Origin of the sequence: uncultured Thiocystis sp. (genome assembly GCF_903866365.1) — a bacterium.
Taxonomy (GTDB): domain Bacteria; phylum Pseudomonadota; class Gammaproteobacteria; order Chromatiales; family Chromatiaceae; genus Chromatium.
In genome coordinates, this window is sequence record NZ_CAIPNF010000442.1 from 1 (window position 1) to 18,232 (window position 18,232).

General features: G+C 64.1%; 16 protein-coding genes and 1 pseudogene. 10 read left to right on the forward strand and 7 right to left on the reverse strand.

All coding sequences use genetic code 11. The annotated features are described in order from the left end of the window. Positions 1-161, reverse strand: a pseudogene (locus QZY07_RS24095) (IS5/IS1182 family transposase); the annotation flags it as partial. A gap of 146 nt (positions 162-307) precedes the next feature. Here QZY07_RS24095 and QZY07_RS24100 point away from each other — a divergent pair. Beyond that, positions 308-1,393 carry a tetratricopeptide repeat protein gene (locus QZY07_RS24100; RefSeq protein ID WP_295408436.1) on the forward strand — a complete coding sequence of 362 codons (1,086 nt, stop codon included), beginning with the start codon at positions 308-310 and terminating at the stop codon, positions 1,391-1,393. 6 nt (positions 1,394-1,399) lie between these two features. On the opposite strand, the gene QZY07_RS24105 is transcribed toward QZY07_RS24100, so the two are convergent. From QZY07_RS24105 to QZY07_RS24115, 3 genes are read right to left on the reverse strand one after another with little or no spacing between them, the layout of a single operon-like run. Then, positions 1,400-1,594, reverse strand: a complete 195-nt coding sequence (locus QZY07_RS24105; protein WP_295408438.1) for a hypothetical protein — start codon at positions 1,592-1,594, stop codon at positions 1,400-1,402. A 37-nt stretch (positions 1,595-1,631) separates the two neighbouring features. Beyond that, positions 1,632-3,989 (reverse strand): Fe(2+) transporter permease subunit FeoB, encoded by a 2,358-nt coding sequence (feoB, locus tag QZY07_RS24110; protein ID WP_295408440.1) that lies wholly within the window; start codon positions 3,987-3,989, stop codon positions 1,632-1,634. 7 nt (positions 3,990-3,996) lie between these two features. Further along, positions 3,997-4,338, reverse strand: a complete 342-nt coding sequence (locus QZY07_RS24115) for a FeoA family protein (RefSeq protein WP_295408442.1) — start codon at positions 4,336-4,338, stop codon at positions 3,997-3,999. 525 nt (positions 4,339-4,863) lie between these two features. Between QZY07_RS24115 and QZY07_RS24120 the strand changes: the two genes are divergently transcribed. From QZY07_RS24120 to QZY07_RS24135, 4 genes are all read left to right on the forward strand, one after another. Continuing rightward, positions 4,864-5,427: a hemerythrin domain-containing protein gene (locus QZY07_RS24120; RefSeq protein WP_295408444.1), complete on the forward strand. Its 564-nt coding sequence runs from the start codon at positions 4,864-4,866 to the stop codon at positions 5,425-5,427. Further along, positions 5,424-6,524 carry a ferrochelatase gene (hemH, locus tag QZY07_RS24125; RefSeq protein WP_295408446.1) on the forward strand — a complete coding sequence of 367 codons (1,101 nt, stop codon included), beginning with the start codon at positions 5,424-5,426 and terminating at the stop codon, positions 6,522-6,524. Before QZY07_RS24120 ends, hemH begins: the two co-directional genes overlap by 4 nt. Before the next feature lie 274 nt (positions 6,525-6,798). Beyond that, a complete protein-coding gene (locus QZY07_RS24130; RefSeq protein ID WP_295408448.1) occupies positions 6,799-7,233 on the forward strand; it encodes a DUF971 domain-containing protein in 435 nt (144 codons plus the stop codon). A 37-nt stretch (positions 7,234-7,270) separates the two neighbouring features. Further along, on the forward strand, positions 7,271-8,449 hold the full coding sequence (locus QZY07_RS24135) for a PQQ-dependent sugar dehydrogenase (RefSeq protein ID WP_295408450.1): 1,179 nt from the start codon (positions 7,271-7,273) through the stop codon (positions 8,447-8,449). 146 nt (positions 8,450-8,595) lie between these two features. On the opposite strand, the gene QZY07_RS24140 is transcribed toward QZY07_RS24135, so the two are convergent. From QZY07_RS24140 to gatC, 3 genes are read right to left on the reverse strand one after another with little or no spacing between them, the layout of a single operon-like run. Next, a complete protein-coding gene (locus tag QZY07_RS24140) occupies positions 8,596-10,614 on the reverse strand; it encodes a diguanylate cyclase (RefSeq protein ID WP_295408452.1) in 2,019 nt (672 codons plus the stop codon). Between the two features lie 36 nt (positions 10,615-10,650). Then, positions 10,651-12,105, reverse strand: coding sequence for an Asp-tRNA(Asn)/Glu-tRNA(Gln) amidotransferase subunit GatA (gatA, locus tag QZY07_RS24145; protein WP_295408454.1), 1,455 nt, complete (start codon positions 12,103-12,105; stop codon positions 10,651-10,653). Further along, entirely contained in the window at positions 12,105-12,392 is a 288-nt protein-coding gene (gatC, locus tag QZY07_RS24150) for an Asp-tRNA(Asn)/Glu-tRNA(Gln) amidotransferase subunit GatC (RefSeq protein ID WP_295408456.1), read from the reverse strand. Before gatC ends, gatA begins: the two co-directional genes overlap by 1 nt. Before the next feature lie 316 nt (positions 12,393-12,708). Here gatC and QZY07_RS24155 point away from each other — a divergent pair, with 316 nt between their 5' ends. The 5 genes from QZY07_RS24155 to rodA form a co-directional block, all read left to right on the forward strand. Further along, positions 12,709-13,755: a rod shape-determining protein gene (locus QZY07_RS24155; RefSeq protein ID WP_295408458.1), complete on the forward strand. Its 1,047-nt coding sequence runs from the start codon at positions 12,709-12,711 to the stop codon at positions 13,753-13,755. A 74-nt stretch (positions 13,756-13,829) separates the two neighbouring features. Next, positions 13,830-14,747 (forward strand): rod shape-determining protein MreC, encoded by a 918-nt coding sequence (gene mreC, locus QZY07_RS24160; protein ID WP_295408460.1) that lies wholly within the window; start codon positions 13,830-13,832, stop codon positions 14,745-14,747. Then, a complete protein-coding gene (mreD, locus tag QZY07_RS24165) occupies positions 14,747-15,235 on the forward strand; it encodes a rod shape-determining protein MreD (RefSeq protein ID WP_295408462.1) in 489 nt (162 codons plus the stop codon). Before mreC ends, mreD begins: the two co-directional genes overlap by 1 nt. A 30-nt stretch (positions 15,236-15,265) precedes the next feature. Next, positions 15,266-17,149, forward strand: coding sequence for a penicillin-binding protein 2 (gene mrdA, locus QZY07_RS24170; protein WP_295408463.1), 1,884 nt, complete (start codon positions 15,266-15,268; stop codon positions 17,147-17,149). Next, on the forward strand, positions 17,139-18,232 hold a 1,094-nt coding region (gene rodA / locus QZY07_RS24175; RefSeq protein WP_295408465.1), incomplete at its 3' end, for a rod shape-determining protein RodA. The genes mrdA and rodA, both read left to right, overlap by 11 nt.

Here is an 18,232-nt window from a genome sequence, read left to right on the forward strand (position 1 = left end):
ATCGCCGGGTGGTAGGGCCGCGAGCCGGTGCCAGCGTACGCCGCCACCAGTTGACTCAGATCGAGCCGATCGACGATCTCCACCACGAACCGCGCCAGATGATCTTCGGGCAGGTACTCCTGCACCGTCGCCGGGAACAGGTCCGGCGTCTCCCGATCCATCGTTACGAAGTTCACCGCCATGCTGCTTACTCTCGTCGATGCGAACCCAGCCCTATTGTACCCGAAGGCTGGGCCGACAAGTCGGACAGCCTCCTAGGCTGATCCAGCGCACAACCTCGCCGGCGGAGCAAGCGGCACTGATCACGATGATTCAAACCGGGCGACTTGTTGAGGTCGCCGCCGCAGCGCGTCAACTCACCCAGCGTTATCCGCACGATACTTTTGCCTGGAAGGCCTACGGCATTGTCCTGGCGAAACTCCAACAGGGCGAAGCCGCGCTGACGGCGCTGCAAACGGCTCTCACCTCGAATCCGCACGATCCCGAGATCCATAACAACGTGAGGGGCGTCCTCAAGGATTGTGGGCGGTTGCCAGACGCGGAAGCCAGCTATCGTCAGGCGCTGGAACGCAAGCCGGATTTTGCCGAAGCACATTGCAACCTGGGTATCGTCCTTCAAGATCTGGGGCGGCTAACCGAGGCCGAAGCCAGCTACCGCCAGGCACTGGCCCTTAAGCCAGAGTATGCCAACGCGCACACCAACCTGGGTAACGTTCTCATGAATCTCGGGCGGCTCAGCGAGGCGGAAATCAGCCATCGCAGGGCATTGGAATTCAAGCCAGATACGTCTGGGATTCACAACAATCTTGGCAACATACTCAAGGATCTGAACCAGTTGCCCGAGGCGCTAGCCTGTTTCCGGGGGGCGCTGGAGATTCAACCCGACAACCAAGGAGTCTGCAGCAATCTCCTGTTCGCCTTGGCCTATACCGGATCATGCACCCAAGCGTCACTGCGCGCGGAGGCGCGGGGCTGGGAGTTGGCGATCCTGAACGACACGGAGCGGCACACGGCCCATCAGCGGCGGTTCTCGCCGCCTCCCCGCCTCGGTCGCCCTTTGCGCATTGGTCTGCTGTCGGCGGAGCTGGGCCAGCATGCGGTCGCCTACTTTCTGCTGCCCTGGCTACGCGCCCTGGACCGCACACGAGCGACCCTGTGGATCTATCCGATCAAGGCGCGGTTAGGACCCCAAGTGGCGGCCTTTCAAGAACTGGCCGATGGCTGGACCCCTCTGGCGGGCCTGAGTGACACCGAAGCCGCCGCGCGCATCCGTGCCGACCAGATCGACGTCCTGATCGACACCAGCGGCGGCCTTGATCGTCGTTCCGGCCAGCACCGATCGGCCAATGGTCCGCGCAGCGGACCCTTGTATCTTGAACATCGTGGTGGTTAGCTCCCATCACGCGAGACGGCGGCAGCTTGGGCGGACACTGAAGGCATTGACCTTGTTCTGTAGATGTCTCAACTCCTCGTCGTTCTGCCCACGTTTGATCCCCTTTTTGATCAATATGCCGAACCAGACTCCGATCGGGTTCATCCAGGAAGCGTGCTTGGGGGTGTCGGGGAACACCACGTTGTGGTCGGCCCGAGACAACAACGCTTCGCGTGACGCAGGGGTAAGCAACGCCGTTTCACCGAGCGGGCGCAGGCGCTTCCCGCGCCCAGAGACGCAGCGCGACCAGCACGCCCGCGAACAGCGCCAGCCCGCCGCCGATCCAGAGACTCGACACCAGCGGCGCCCGCTCGAAGATCGCTGTCTGATAGAAGATGGTCGCGGTCAGAAAGGCGATCCCCGTGGTCCAGAAACCGACGAAGACCGCCCAGGCCGTGCCCGCCTCGCGCACGATGGCCCCGATGGTCGCAACACAGGGGAAATAGAGCAGCACGAACAGCAGATAGGCGAAGGCGCCCGCCTGACCGTCGAAGCGCGCGGCCATGGCGCCGAAGGTGCCGCTCTGCACCCCCTGTTGCGCGGCGGCGGTTTCGGCATCGCTCAGATCCCCGACATCGAGCCCGAGCGGATCGAGCAGGCGCGCTCCGAGCGCGCCCAGATTCTCGCCCACCGAGGCAGTCGCCCGTCCCAGATCGCGCCAGAGAGCGAAGGGTTCGGGTTCCGGCGGCGCCTGTCCAGGAAGCCGTCGCGCGGTCGCATCCTCGGCGGCCAGTCGGCCATAGAGCGAATCCAGCGTGCCGACGATGACCTCCTTGGCCAGCACGCCGGAGAAGACGCCCAGTACCGCCGGCCAGTTGTCCTCGCGGATGCCCATGGGCGCGAACAGCGGGGTGGCGGCACGGCTCGCCGCGGCCAGGATGGAGCGGTCGCTGTCCTGGTTGCCCAGGCTCAGGTCGCTGCCGACGGTGGCGAGCACGTTGAGCACCAGCACCATCAGCACGATCACCTTGCCGGCCTCGCGCAGAAAGAGTTTCACCCGATCCCAGGTGCGCAGCAGCACGCCCTTGACCGTGGGCAGATGATAGGGCGGCAGCTCCATCAGCAGGCCCGCGCTCTCGCCCTTCAAAAGGGTGTGTTTCATGGCCAGACCGGAAAGCAGGGCCACGGCGATGCCGGTCAGATAGAGCACGAACACCAGGTTCTGACCCGAATGCGGGAAGAAGGCCGCGGCGAAGAGCGCGTAGACCGGAAGGCGCGCGCCGCAGGACATGAAGGGGTTCATCAGGATGGTCAGCTTGCGTTCGCGCTCGTTCTCCAGCGTGCGGGTCGCCATCACCGCCGGGACATTGCAGCCGAAGCCGACGATCAGGGGCACGAACGCCTTGCCCGGAAGTCCGATGGAACGCATGAAGCGGTCCATCACAAAGGCCGCGCGCGCCATGTAGCCGCTGTCCTCCAGAATCGAGAGGACGATATAGAGACTCGCGATGATCGGGACGAAGGTGCCCACGACCTGAAGACCGCCGCCGATGCCATCGGCCAGCACCAGGATCAGCCAGTCCGGCGCGCCGAGATCCCCGAGCAGGGTGCCGACGCCATCCACGAACAGCGCCTGACCGGCGAGATCGAAGACGTCGATGAAGGCCCCGCCGATGTTCATGGTGAACATGAACATGAGATAGATCATCAGCAGAAACAGCGGGATGCCAAAACTTCGGCTCAAGACCACATGATCGATGCGGTCGGAAAGCGTGCGCCCGACCCGACGGCTCTGACGCGCCACCCGCTGGCACAGCATGTGGGCATGACCGAACCGGGTATCGGCGATATGCAGATCCGCGTCCTCGCCGGTACGTTCGGCGATCTGATGGCGGCACTCGGCCGCGCGCGCCAGCGCCGCGACCCCGACCGATTGCTCGGCGATCGGATCGGACTCCAGCAGCTTCAGGGCCAGCCAGCGCGCATTGGCCCGGTCGGAGACGTCGGTCAGCAAGGGCAGCAGATCGGCGATCGCCTCCTCGACGCAGTCGCCGTGCGCCAGCGCCAGACCCGCCGGCTCGCGCCCCTCGGCCACCGCCAGCAGACGCGCCTGCAATTCGGTCAGACCCTCTTTGGTGACCGCCACCACCGGCACCACCGGACACCCGAGCGCGGCGGACAATTGGCCGGCGTCGATCTGCGTGCCGCGTTTGCGGGCCACGTCCATCATGTTGAGCGCCACCACGATCGGCACGCCCATCTCCAGCAGTTGCACGGTGAGATAAAAATTGCGTTCCAGATTGCTGGCGTCCAGCACATTGACGATAAGGTCCGCCTCGCGACTGAGCAGATAATCCCGCGTGACCATCTCGTCGAGCGAGTTGGCGTCCAGCGAATAGATGCCCGGCAGGTCGATCACCCGCACCCGTCGGCCGTCCAGTTCCAGCGCGCCTTCCTTGCGCTCCACCGTCACGCCCGGCCAGTTGCCCGTGGTCTGGCGGATGCCGGTGAGCGCATTGAAGAGCGCCGACTTGCCGCAGTTGGGATTGCCGCCCAGCGCCACGGTGAGCGGGCGCGGGGTCGCCACGGCATCGGGGCGCTTGGAAAGTACGGTCATCGCTTGGTCACTGCCCTGGTTTCACGTCTACACTGTTCATATCCACGGCACCCATCGCCGCGTCATCGAGAGGGGCGGGCAACCGGACCGGTTCGTCCCGCGTTGACGCGGCGCCGAGAACCACCCAGAGCTTATCGGCGATCCCGGTGCCCACGGCAATCCGCGCCTCGCCGCTCGCCAGCACCAGACCCTGGCTGCGATGCTGCACCACACGGAGCAGGCTGCCCTGCCGCAGCCCCAGCGCCATCAGGCGACGGGTCAGATGACGCCCGCCACGGATCTCGGCCAGACGCGCCGGGGTGTCATGAGGAAGTTCGGACAGACGAATCAGGTCGGCGGGCTGCGGCATGGCTCAGTTGGGGGACGATGGGCGGTCGGGCGCCATTGACGAAAGTGGAGAGCATAACCCGAACCGGGCTTGCCGGTGCGATCGCGCGGACCGATTACCTTTTGCCCGGAACCCGCAACAATCGCACCGTTCATCCTTGCCCCATCGCCCCGGAGTCCGCCCCATGAATCCAGAGCAGGCGTACTGCCTGACGCTCCAACTCAACTGGCTGTCGGGGACCGAACACGGGACACTGGATCATCTGCGGATACGGCCGTTTCGGCAAGGCTGTCTACAAATTGTTCGATCGGGTGGGCGCGCATGCGATCATGTACCCCAGCGCCATCATCGCGAACTCTAATCCCTGCGGTCGCGAGGAGGCGCGCTGGCGCATGGATTGGCTGTTGCGGAACATCCATGCGCTGCGTTACGTTGCCACCGGTCAGAGCCTGCGGGAAGGGGGTCTGGCGCTGGATCGCCGCTTGGAAACGGTCGCGATGATGGCATATTCGCCCATTGGCACTTGCCCTTCGGAGGAAAAGGCCCATGCATTCGTTGATGCAACGACTCCTGCAAGACCACGCCCGGCAGACACAACTGCTCGATCTGCTCGATCACCTGCTCGACCGCTTCCATGAAGGCGCCGAGCCCGATTACGACCTGATGAACGAGATGCTCGAATATCTCGACAGCTATGCCGACATCGTCCATCACCCGACCGAGGATCTGGTCTTTCAGCGTGTCCTCGACAAGGGCGTGGCGCCGCCCGAACCGTTCGAGCTGCTGCTGCGCCAGCATCCGAGTTTGAGCCAGGTCTGCAAGCGTTTTCGCCAGTCGCTCAACGGCATCCTCAACGAGGAAGTCCTGCTGCGCGAGGATGTCGAGGCGGATGGCCGCGAGCTGGTCGCCAGCCTGCGCACGCACATGTTGATGGAGGATAACGACGCCTATCCGCTCGCCCTGCAAGCGCTCGACGACGGGGATTGGGCGGCGCTCGCCGCGCAGTCGCCGACCGCGGAAGACCCGCTGTTCGGCACCCCGGACCCGGTGCGCTTCCGGGCGCTCTACCGCTACCTGTCCGCACAGGCCGAATCCGAGACCACTGGATGACCTTCGTCAACACCCCCGATTACCGCCACGACACCCCGGAATGCCTGGGGATTCTCCTGACCAATCTCGGCACCCCGGACACGCCCGGCGTGTCGGATGTGCGCCGCTATCTGGCTGAATTTCTCTGGGATCCTCGCGTGGTGGAGATGGCGCGGCTGCCCTGGTGGCTGATCCTGCATGGCGTCATTCTGCGCACCCGTCCGGCGCGTTCCGCGAAGGCGTATCGCTCCGTCTGGACCGCCGACGGTTCGCCCCTGCTGGCCATCGCACGGCGTCAGGCGACGGGTCTGCAAGATCTGTTGAGCGCGCGTTTCCAGGGACTGGTCAAGGTCGCCTTGGGGATGCGCTATGGCAACCCGTCCATTCCCTCGGCGCTGGCTGAACTGCGTCAGGCCAACGCCCGCCGCGTGCTGGTCTTCCCGCTCTATCCGCAGTATTCCGGCTCCACCACCGCCTCGGCCTTCGATGCCGTCGCGCATGAACTCACCCGCTGGCGCTGGCTCCCCGAACTGCGTTTCATCAACCAGTATCACGACGAACCCGGCTACCTCGACGCCCTGGCGGGGAGCATCCGCGCCCATTGGGCTAAACATGGCGAGCCGGAGCGACTGCTGTTTTCGTTCCACGGCATCCCGCAAGAGTATTTCGAGCAGGGCGACCCCTATCACTGTCAGTGTCAGAAGACCGCCCGACTGGTCGCCGAGCGGCTGGAGCTGGCGCGCGAGCGTTGGTTCCTCTCCTTTCAATCGCGCCTGGGGAAACAGGAGTGGCTCAAGCCCTATACGGATGCCACCTTGAAGGACTGGGGCGCGGCGGGCGTCAAATCGGTACAGGTACTCTCGCCGGGTTTTTCGGCCGATTGTCTGGAGACCATCGAGGAGATCGACGAAGAGAATCGTCATCTCTTTCTCGACGCGGGCGGCCAGGACTACAGCTACATCCCCTGTCTGAACGACAACCCCGATCATCTGGAAATGCTGGCCGATCTGATCGCGCGCCACAGTTGCGGCTGGCCGGAGTTGGCCGGTCCGGCGATTGGAGCGGACGAACTCGCCCGGCGGGTTGAGCGGGCGCGGGAGATAGGCGCGGCGGATTGAGCGGTCTACCCGGCTGAGGCCGCCTGATCAGGTCGTGCGGATGGCGTTGTCGGCGACGGTGTAGAGACAAGGCAATGCCTTCCCCGCATCGACTCCTCGGAACCGCGTAACGCAAAATGCCCCCATGTCGCGAGGGCGTTTTGGTCAAGCGTTGGAGCGGCGAACGATGGGGTTTCACGGCCAGTCGGCGCTCCCAGGGCGCTCCCAGCGTTGCGGTTCCCCAGTCGATCCCCAATTAGAGTCCATCACTCACGGTTTGCGATAAAACCCGCTCATGGAACAACATCCACTCCCCACCGAAATCAATCTGCACCAGCAATCCGGGGTGCTGGAGCTTGCCTTCGACGACGGCGCGCGTTTCCGTCTGCCCTGCGAATACCTGCGGGTCTATTCGCCCTCGGCAGAGGTTCGCGGCCATTCGCCCGCGACCGCCAAGCTCCAGGTCGGCAAGGAGCGGGTGAAAATCACGGACCTCCAACCGATCGGCCACTACGCGGTGAAGATCTTTTTCGACGACGGGCACCACTCCGGACTCTATGACTGGCAGTATCTCTACAAGCTTGGCCGCGCCTGGCAGCCATTGTGGTTCGAGTATCTGACCAAGCTCAGGGATGCGGGTCATGTCCGACGCGAACCAGATCCCTTCGACGAACTCAAGGCACGGGGCGAGGCGCCTTCCGAGTTGCCCGCTGGCGACACGGTGGTTTGATCGTCCCGGATCATGACGCGACACGAGGAGTCGATCCATGAAACTGACTGCCCCTCTCCTTCTTGCGCTCCTATCCTGGCTCCCGCTCGTCAACTGCGCGCCCTCTCCAGATCCTGGGGCAACTGGCGCGAGACACAGCGGCGATGTGCCGGAGGCCGACGGCTGGCGCGCCGAGGTGGTCGTGACCGGCCTGGAACATCCCTGGTCCATCGCCTGGCTGCCGGACGGCTCCGCGTTGGTCACCGAGCGGCCCGGCCGGTTGCGGATCATCCGCGCTGGCGCGCTCGACCCAACCCCGATCGCAGGAACGCCAGAGGTGCTGGCCCATGGGCAAGGCGGACTGCTGGATGTCTCTCTCCATCCGGATTTTGCCAACAACCGGCTGATCTATCTGACCTATGCCGCGGGCACCAAGGACGCCAACCGCACGACCCTCGCGCGGGCGCGTTTCGATGGCACGCGGCTCAATGACCTGGACGTCATCTTCAAGAACGCGGAGACCAAGAACGATGGTCAGCATTTCGGATCGCGCATCCTCTGGCTGGCGGATCGCAGCCTCCTGCTCAGCATCGGCGACGGCGGCAACCCGCCCATCGCCTTCGCGGGCGAGAACATCCGCAATCAAGCCCAACGGCTCGGCACGCATTTCGGCAAGATCCTGCGTCTCACGGCCGATGGCCAACCGCATCCGGACAACCCTTTCATCGGACGCCCCGGCGCGCGTCCCGAAATCCATACCTTCGGTCACCGCAATATCCAGGGCATGGCCCTGGACCCAGCCAGCGGACGGGTCTGGGCGAACGAGCACGGATCGCGCGGCGGCGACGAACTGAACCTGATCGAGCCGGGCCAGAACTACGGCTGGCCCGCGGTCACCTACAGCAAGGAATACTGGGGTCCGAGCATTTCGGACGAAGCCAGCCGCCCCGGCATCCCGGAACCGAAGATCGCCTGGACGCCCTCCAAGGCGCCGAGCGGCCTGGCCTTTTATACCGGCGACCGTTACCCGCGCTGGAAGGGCGATCTCTTCAGCGGCTCGCTCAAGTTTGGCCAGATCCGCCGCATCGATCTCGATGGGGAACAAGTGATCGGCGAGGAGAAGCTGACCATCGGCAGCCGGGTGCGCGATGTCCGCCAGGGGCCGGACGGCTATCTCTATGTACTCACCGATCAGGACAATGGGGTTCTGTTGAGGATTCTGCCGACGGACGGTTGAGCAGGGGCAATGCTGGGTTGCCAAACGCGGGACGGGGAATCTTCGGGCATCCGTTACCCGTCCTCGCGACTCGCGGTTGGCGGGAGCGCCGCGCGCGGAGCGACCAGCGATCAGGCAGACAAAATGCCGGGAGTCGCACAACGCGGTCATAGAGGCACGGCGCTCGGCAGGTCCGCAGTAAAAACCTTGACGTTGTCTCGACCGCTCGCCTTGGCGGCGTACATGGCGCCGTCGGCATGCGTGGTCAATGCGAGTTGGTCCTGGCCGTGTTCCGGATAGACCGCGATGCCAATACTCGATGAAATGAAGAGTGTGGTCTCGGCGACGGTCAACGGCTGCTTCAGCGCCTGGCGAATCTTGTTGGCGACGATGGTCGCATGATCCGCGCTGCCGATATGGGGCAACAACACCACGAACTCATCCCCGCCGATCCGACCGACCGTATCCGATTCCCGCACACTACCGGACAGGCGCTTGGCGGTTTCCAGCAAGACCAGATCTCCAACGGCATGGCCGTGGGTGTCATTGATCGGCTTGAATTGGTCGAGGTCGATCAACAGCAGGGCGAACTTGGTCCGGTTCCGCTTGGCCAGCGTCAGCGTTTGCGCGACGCGTTCAAAGAACAGGAGACGGTTGGGCAGATGGGTCAGCGCATCGTGGTGCGCCAGATAATCCAATTGCTGGTGGGCATGTTTGCGCTCGGTAATGTCGAGCTTCACCGCGACGTAGTGGGTGGTTTGACCCGTGCGGTCTTTGATCGGGGCGACATGGGCTTCTTCCCAGTAGACCTCTCCCGATTTGCGACGATTGATCAGTTCGCCGCTCCACGGCTCGCCGCCTTGCAGATGGCTCCACATCTCCCGAAACGTCGCCGGCTCGGTTAACCCCGATTTCAGCATCCTGGGGGTTTGGCCGATCGCTTCGGCGACCGAATAGCCGGTGATCTTCACGAATGCCGGATTGACATACTGGATGACGGTGTTCGGTCCGGTAATCACGACAGAGGCTGGGCTTTGTTCGATGGCCGTCGATAACACCGCCAGCCGACCGTTGGCCTGTTGGAGGTCGCTCAGGCTGTGTCGCAACCGCCGGTTGACGCGGCCAATAGAGACCGTCACGCCACCAACGACACCCGCGAACCCCAGGGCCGTTGCAAGAATCAGGTAGAGCCCGGTGAGATCCGCCTCGGGGTGGGGGTCATAAAGAAACCCCGTGAGAGATACCGTGGCGGGTAACAAGCCGATCTCGGCGTAGGTCTCGGCCATGTGCGCCCAACGCCCTGGGTGCATGTAACCGATCTCGATCAGGTCCGCGCGAATCAGCGGACGCAGCTGCGCGGCCTCGAAGGCGTAGTGCTCGCGCGTGTCGCGCCCGGCGTATTTCGTCAGAATCAGCTCGATGATGTCCTCGGGGTGCGCCAGCGCATACTCCCAGCCCCGCAGACTCGCCGCGCGAAACGCGCGGACCCGCTCGGGATGGGCCTGGAGTTCCCGCTCCGAGGTGAACAGATTGTCGGCGTAGAAATCGATCCCGACCGAGCGTGGCGTATACATTTGATAGGGGACGTGCAGACGGTCGAGCAGCTCGGGCTCGTTCGACAGATAGGCGGTCAGGGCGTCGATCCGACCGTCGATCAGATCCTGGATCTCAAAGCTGTGATCGAGCTGAATCAAACGCTCGGGAGGAATGCCCTCGCGCTTGAGATAGGCCAGGATTTCATCGGCGTCGGGCTCGATCATCACGCGCTTGCCGACGAGATCGTGAATGCTTTGCGCCGCCTGCCGTTGGCGAGCGATCAGCACGAGCGGCGAATGCTGCAAAATCACCGCGAGCGCCACCACGGGTTTCCCGGCGGCGCGGGCAAGCAGTAGGCTACTGGTGCCAACCCCATAGTTCGCTTGGCCCGACACCACCCGTCCGACCACATCGACCCCTGGCAGACCTTCCTCGAACCGCACATCGAGCCCGGCTTCGCGGTAATACCCCTGTTCCTGAGCGGCGTAATAACCGGCAAACTGAAAGCAATGGGTCCACTTCAGTTGCAGGGTCACGGCCTCGCGCGCACGCGCCGGCGGGGGCGACAGAATCAAGGCGCCGGTCGCGAGCAAAACCAACAGACCGAGACGCCAGTGCATCGCTGCCAGCCTGCGCCAATGATGAGACATCAGGCTTTCCCGTCGGCAATGGACATGGCTCGATACTTACTCGAATCCTTTGGGAGCCGCCTGGTGCCAATGCGTCACATGCTGGAAGCGATGCGCGACATTAAGCAACCGAGCCTCCTCGAAATAATTACCGACGATCTGTAACCCGACCGGCAGTCCATCGACGGGTTCCACGGGAATCGACATCCCCGGCAATCCGGCCAGATTGGTCGCAATCGTATAGATGTCGTTTAGGTACATGGCGACCGGATCGTCCATCTTGGCGCCGATGGGAAAGGCGGTGGTGGGGCTGGTGGGGCCCATGATGACGTCGACCTGCGCGAAGGCGCGTTTGAAATCGTCGGCGATCAGGTGACGGATCTTCTGCGCCTTGAGATAATAGGCATCATAATAGCCGGCGGACAGCACATAGGCGCCGATCATGATGCGCCGCTGGACCTCGGCCCCGAAGCCCTCGGCGCGGCTGCGTTTGTAGAGATCCTCCAGATCCCGCGGGTTCTCGCAGCGATGGCCATACCGAACCCCATCGAAACGGGCGAGATTGGACGAGCACTCGGCGGGGGCGACCACGTAGTAAACCGGCACCGACAGCGGGCTGTTGGGCAGGCTGATCTCGCGAATCTCCGCGCCCAGACGTTCGTACTCCTGGATGGCATCCTGGATGGAGGCGGCGATGCGGCTGTCGAGCCCGGCCCCGAAGTATTCCTTGGGCAGACCGATGCGCAGTCCTTTGAGGTCGTTGTCGAGCGCGTCGACATAGTCCGGCACCGGGACATCGGCGCTAGTCGAATCGCGCGGATCGAAGCCGGCCATCTCGTCGAGGATGAAAGCGGCGTCGGCGGCGGAGCGGGCCATGACGCCGGCCTGATCGAGCGAGGAGGCGAAGGCGATCATGCCCCAGCGCGAGCAGCGTCCGTAGGTGGGCTTGATGCCGGTGATGCCGCACAGCGCGGCGGGCTGGCGGATGGACCCGCCGGTGTCGGTGCCGGTAGCCGCGGCGCACAGATGGGCGGCGACCGCCGCCGCCGAGCCGCCCGAGGAACCGCCCGGCACCCGGCTTTCGTCCCAGGGATTGCGGACCGGACCGTAATAGCTGGTCTCGTTGCTCGACCCCATGGCGAATTCGTCCATGTTGGTCTTGCCGAGCATCACCGCGCCAGCGGCGGCGAGTTTCTCGACCACGGTGGCGTCGTAGGGCGCGATGAAGTTGTCGAGCATCCGCGAGCCGCAACTGGTCTTGATCCCGGCGGTGCAGAAGATGTCCTTGTGGGCGATGGGGATGCCGGTGAGCGGACCGGAATCGCCGGCTTTGAGCGCGCGGTCGGCCCGTTCGGCGGCGGCGAGCGCGGACTCGGCCGCGACCGTGACGAAGCTGTTCAGACGCGGGTCGAAGCGTTCGATCCGGTCCAGATAATGCCGCGTCAGTTCGACGCTGGAATAGGTGCGCAGCCGCAGATCGGCGGCGAGTTGGGCAATCGTCTTGTTTTGCATTATTCGATGACCTTCGGCACCAGATAGAGCCCGCCCTCGGTCAGCGGGGCGATGGCCTGAAACGATTCGCGCCGGTCGGGCTCGGTGGCGTTGTCCGGCCGCAGCCGCTGCGTCATGTGGAGCGGGTGCGCCATGGGCTCGACGCCGGCGGTATCGACGGCGTCCATCCGGGCGACCAGATCGAGGATGTTGGAGAGATCGGCGGCGTAGCGCTCGGTCTGTTCGGGCGCGATGGCGAGTCGCGCCAGATGCGCGATTTTTTCGAGGTCGGAACGATCCAGTGACATGGCGATCCTAGCGTTGGCTGAAAGTCCCGCAAAATAGCATAGGGGCGTAGGTGGTGGAACTCGCCGCGCCGGGGTACTCTCGACGCGACGCCCTTCCGCGATGGCGCTGGATCCCGGTACCAGCGACACCGCGGCGGATCCGGGATGTCCGTCATGGGAACGGTCTCTTCCCAATACCTTGCCGATCCTCGCCTGCATTGCTAGATTAGCCGCCCAATTACCCTTTGGATTTGATTCTTGGAATCCTGACCGACTCATCGTTGAGGATGCCCGTAAAAACGTTGGCGCTCCTCACCCCTTGCAAGGTAACTACCTGATGTTTTTCAGAAGCATTCGCGGGATGTTCTCGAACGATCTGTCGATCGATCTTGGCACCGCCAACACATTGATCTACGCCCGCGGACAGGGAATCGTGCTCAATGAACCCTCGGTGGTCGCCATTCGTCACGAGCGCACGGGGGGCGGCAAGTCGGTGGTCGCGATCGGCGAGGAGGCCAAGCAGATGCTCGGGCGTACCCCGCAGAGCATTACCGCGATCCGACCCCTGAAGGATGGCGTCATCGCCGACTTCACGGTCACCGAAAAGATGCTGCAATATTTTATTCATAAAGTGCATGAGTCGCGGATGTTCCAGCCCAGTCCGCGGGTGCTCATCTGCGTCCCCTGCGGCTCGACCCAGGTGGAACGGCGCGCCATCAAGGAATCCGCCGCCGGCGCGGGCGCGCGCGAGGTTTTTCTCATCGAGGAGCCCATGTCGGCGGCCATCGGCGCCGGATTGATGGTGCACGAGCCGCGCGGGTGCATGGTGATCGATATCGGCGGCGGCACCTCCGAGGTGGCGGTGATCTCGCTCAACGGCATCGTCTATTCGGAGTCGGTCCGGGTCGGCGGCGATACCTTCGACGATTCGATCATCAATTATGTGCGCCGCAACTATGGCACCCAGATCGGCGAGGCGACGGCGGAGCGGATCAAGCACACCATCGGCACCGCCTTCCCCGGCAATGAGATGCTGGAGATCGAGGTCCGCGGGCGCAGTCTCGCCGAGGGGGTGCCCCGCAGTTTCACGCTCAACAGCAACGAAATCCTGGAGGCGCTGCAGGAACCGTTGTCGATGATCGTCCATGCGGTCAAGATGGCCCTGGAGCAGACCCCGCCGGAGTTGGGTTCGGACGTCGCCGAGCGCGGCATCGTGCTCACGGGCGGCGGCTCGCTGCTGCGCGATTTCGATCGGCTGATCGAGGAAGAGACCGGGCTGCCGGTCCTGCTGGCCGAGGATCCGCTGACCTGCGTCGCGCGCGGCGGCGGCAAGGCATTGGAAATGCTCGATGCACGGGAAAGCGGGCTCTTTGCGACCGAATAGCTGCGCGCGCGATGCGTCCGGCCGCCGAGACCGCATTGCGTCGGCCCGGCCATCCGTCCACCCCAACGCGATCGATGCCTTCCGGGATCCTGCCGAGGAACGCCACCATCAAACCACTGTTTGTTCATGGGCCCTCGCCAACCTTCCGGGTGATCCTAGCGGAATTCCTGGCGATCGGGCTGATCGTCGCCGACCATCGCTATCATTATCTGGATACGGTGCGCTCAGTGATCGAGGTTGCGATCTATCCGTTGCAATTCGCGGCCAATCTGCCGGCTCAACTGGCGCGCGAGGCGCAGGAACGGCTCGTTGGCGAGGCGCAGCTACGGCTCTCGAACGACAGCCTGCGACATGAAAATCTGGTTCTCAAAGGGCGCCTGCAACAATTCGAATCGCTGCGGGCGGAAAATATGCGTCTGCGCGATCTGCTTGGCTCGTCCTTCGAGGTCGGCGAGCGCGTCCTGATCGCGGAAATTCTGGCCGTGGATCTTGATCCTTACAGCCAGCAGGTCATGATCAACAAGGGCACGAATTCCGGTGTCTTTATCGGTCAGCCGGTCCTCGATGCCGAGGCCGTGATGGGCCAGGTCATCCGCGCCAATCCCTTTTCGTCCACCGTGCTGCTGATCACCGACGCCAATCACTCGCTGCCGGTGGAGGTCAACCGCAATGGTCTGCGCACCATCGCCGCCGGGAAGGGACCGAGCCAGGAACTCGAATTGCTCTATATTCCGAAAAACGCGGATATCCGCGTGGGCGACCTGCTGGTGACCTCCGGAATGGACGAGCGGTTTCCGTCCGGTTATCCGGTCGCGCGGGTCAAGACGGTGCGCCAGGATCCGGATAACCCCTTCACGACCGTGATCGCCGAACCAACCGCGCGGCTCGACCGCAGCCGGGAGGTGCTGCTGGTCTGGTCCATGGATGCGAAACCGAGCCAGGCGGCGCTGGCCGCCGACACGCCCGCACCCGCACCCGCGGAGCGTCCCTGATGGGCGCGACGGAACGACGGGGTCAGTGGATGATCTGGTTGAGCCTGGCGCTCGCCATGTTCCTGACCATTGTGCCGATGCCCGCCGGACTGGAGGACTACCGCCCGCAATGGGTCACCCTGACCCTCATCTTCTGGTGCTTGACCCTGCCCGAGCGGGTGGGCGTGTTCTGGGGTTTCGGAACCGGCCTGACGCTGGATGTGCTAAGCGCCTCGCTGCTGGGTCAGCAGGCGCTGGGGCTGTCCCTGGTAGCTTATGTGGCGGTGAAGCTGCACGCGCGGGTCCGTCTCTTCCCGCTCTGGCAGCAGAGCTTCTTCGTGTGGGTGCTGCTGCTGGCCGAGCGTCTGCTCACCCTCTGGATCCTCGGGGCGACCGGCCAACCCATGCCGGCGCTGAATTACTGGGCGCCAACCCTGATCGGCCTGCTGCTCTGGCCTTGGTTGTCCGCCGTGCTGATTCAGGTCGAGCGGCGCATGGGGGAGAGCTGAGCGCATGCGTCCGCTCCCGAGCCAGCACGGATGCGTCTGACTAGTCTCGAGGACCGCCAGCGCGAACAACGGCTCGTCACCTCGCGCGCGTTGGTGGCGGGGCTGCTGGTGCTCGTCGGCCTGGGTCTGCTCGCGTTGCGCCTGCTGTACCTGCAAGTGGATCGTCACGATCACTTCTCGGTCCTCTCCAAGGACAACCGGGTAAAGGTTCAGCCCGTCCCCCCGTCGCGCGGCCTGATCTACGATGCCAGGGGCGTGGTGCTGGCCGACAATCATCCGACTTTTTCTCTGGAGATCACCGTCGAAAAAGTCGCGGATCTGGCGGCGACGATCGACGAACTCGCGCGGCTGGTGCCGATCGATGCCAATGACCGCGCCCGCTTCGAGCGTCTCAAGCGTCAGCGGATGCGCTTTCAGGGGGTTCCGATCCGGCTTAATCTGACTCCGCGGGAAGTCGCGCGCTTCGCGGTGGACGGTCATCGCTTTCCCGCCGTCGATGTCCGCGCCGAACTGATCCGAACCTATCCGCTCAACGAATCCACCGCGCATATGCTGGGCTACGTGGGTCGGATCAACGAGCGCGAAATGACCTTGATCGACACCAGCAATTACGCCGGCACCCATTTCATCGGCAAGGGCGGTCTGGAGAAGGCCCACGAGGAGGTGCTTCATGGTCGGGTTGGCTATCAACAGGTCGAGGTCAACGCCCGCGGACGCATTCTGCGCACGCTGGAGAGTACCCCTCCCACGCCGGGCCAGGATCTGTCGCTGTATCTCGACATGGCCCTGCAACAGGAGGCGATCAACGCCTTGGGCGAGCGGCGCGGCGCCGTCGTCGCCATCGACCCGCGCGATGGCGGCGTGCTGGCGATGGTCAGCAAGCCGAGCTATAACCCGAATCTGTTCGTTGAGGGGATCAGTCAGACGGACTACAATGCCCTGCTGCATTCGATCGACAAACCGCTGTTCGATCGCGCCACGCGCGGTCAGTACCCGCCGGGATCGACCGTCAAACCCTTCATCGCACTGGGCGGACTGGCCACCGGCTTCACCACCGCCCGCAAAACCACCCACTGTTCCGGTTCTTTTTCGCTGCCCGGCCAAAGTCACCGCTTCCGCTGCTGGCGCAAGGGCGGGCACGGAACGGTGAACCTGGAGCGGGCCATCGTCGAATCCTGCGATGTCTATTTTTATTCGCTGGCCAATCAGATGGGCATCGATCGGCTGCATGGATTCCTCAGTCAATTCGGTTTCGGGGCGCTCACCGGAATCGATGTCGCGGGCGAACTCCCCGGACTGCTGCCCTCGCGCGAATGGAAACAACGGGTGCGCAAACAGCCCTGGTATCCGGGCGAAACCCTGATCGTCGGCATCGGTCAGGGTTCCTTTCTCGCGACCCCGCTGCAATTGGCGGCGGCCACGGCGACCATGGCGAATCGGGGGCATTTCATCCAGCCGCGGCTGGCGCGTGCCAGCCGCTTTCCAGGCGCCGACACGGAGAGCGAATTCCCGCGGGTGATTCGTCACGTGGAGGTCGGCGACGCGCGCTATTGGGACAACGTGATCGAAGCCATGACTCAAGTCGTGGAAAGTCCGCGCGGCACGGCCAAGCGGATCCGCAGCCCGGAGTACCGCATTGCTGGCAAGACCGGCACCTCCCAGGTCTTCACCCTCGGACAGAAGCAGACCTACAACGCCGCGAAGATCCCCGAGCGCATGCGCGATCACGCGCTTTTCGTCGCCTTCGCCCCGGTGGAGGATCCGCGCATTGCCGTGGCCGTCCTGGTCGAGAATGGCGGTCACGGCGGCTCGGACGCGGCGCCGATCGCGCGCCGCGTCATGGATGTCTATCTGGGCGGATCCGCGCTGCTCCCCACGGATGCAAACGGCGATGGTGGCGGCGATGGCGACTAAGGCGATTTCCGCGCGACTCGATCAGGACGCGGAAACCGCGAAGCTCGGTCTGTTGCAGCGGATCCACCTCGATGCCCCGCTGTTGGTCGCGCTCCTGGCCCTGTGCGGTTTTGGCCTGCTGGTCGTCTACAGCGCCGGGGATCAGAACCCGCTCATCGTCGAGCGTCAACTCGCGCGGCTGGGGATCGCCTTCGTGCTGATGTGCGCCATCGCCCAGGTGCCGCCGCTCGTCCTGCGCCGCTGGTCCTTCGCGCTCTATCTGCTCGGGATCGCCATGCTGATCGCGGTGCTCCTGTTCGGCGACGTGGGCAAGGGTGCCCAGCGCTGGCTCGACCTTGGCGTGGTGCGCTTTCAGCCCTCGGAATTGCTGAAGCTCGCCGTCCCCATGGCCGCCGCCTGGCTGCTATCCGCCCGCCCGCTCCCGCCGCAGCCCTGGTGGATCCTGCTGGCGGTCATCCTGACCCTGATCCCCGTGCTGCTGATCGCCAAACAGCCGGATCTGGGAACCTCGCTGCTGGTCGCCAGTTCCGGGGTTCTGGTGCTCTTCATCGCGGGATTGAGCTGGTGGATGATCCTGGCGCTGGGGAGCCTGGTGGCCGCCATTGCCCCGGTCGTCTGGCTCTTCATGCACGATTATCAGCGCGCGCGCGTGCTGACCTTTCTCGACCCCGAATCGGATCCGCTCGGCACGGGTTATCACATCATTCAATCGCAGATCGCGATCGGCTCGGGCGGCATCTCCGGTAAGGGCTGGCTCAACGGCACCCAGTCCCATCTCGAATTTCTGCCCGAACGTCATACCGATTTCATCTTCGCGGTGATCGGCGAGGAATTCGGTTTCGCCGGCATCCTGGCACTGCTGGCGCTCTACCTCTTCATCATCCTGCGCGGGCTCGTGATTGTGGCCCACGCGCGCGATAACTATGGCCGGCTGCTGGCGGGCGGCTTGATCCTGCTGTTTTTTGTCTATGTCTTCGTGAACACCGGCATGGTGACGGGTCTGCTGCCGGTGGTGGGGGTTCCGCTGCCGCTGATCAGTTATGGGGGCACCTCGATGGTGACCCTGATGATCGGATTCGGCAT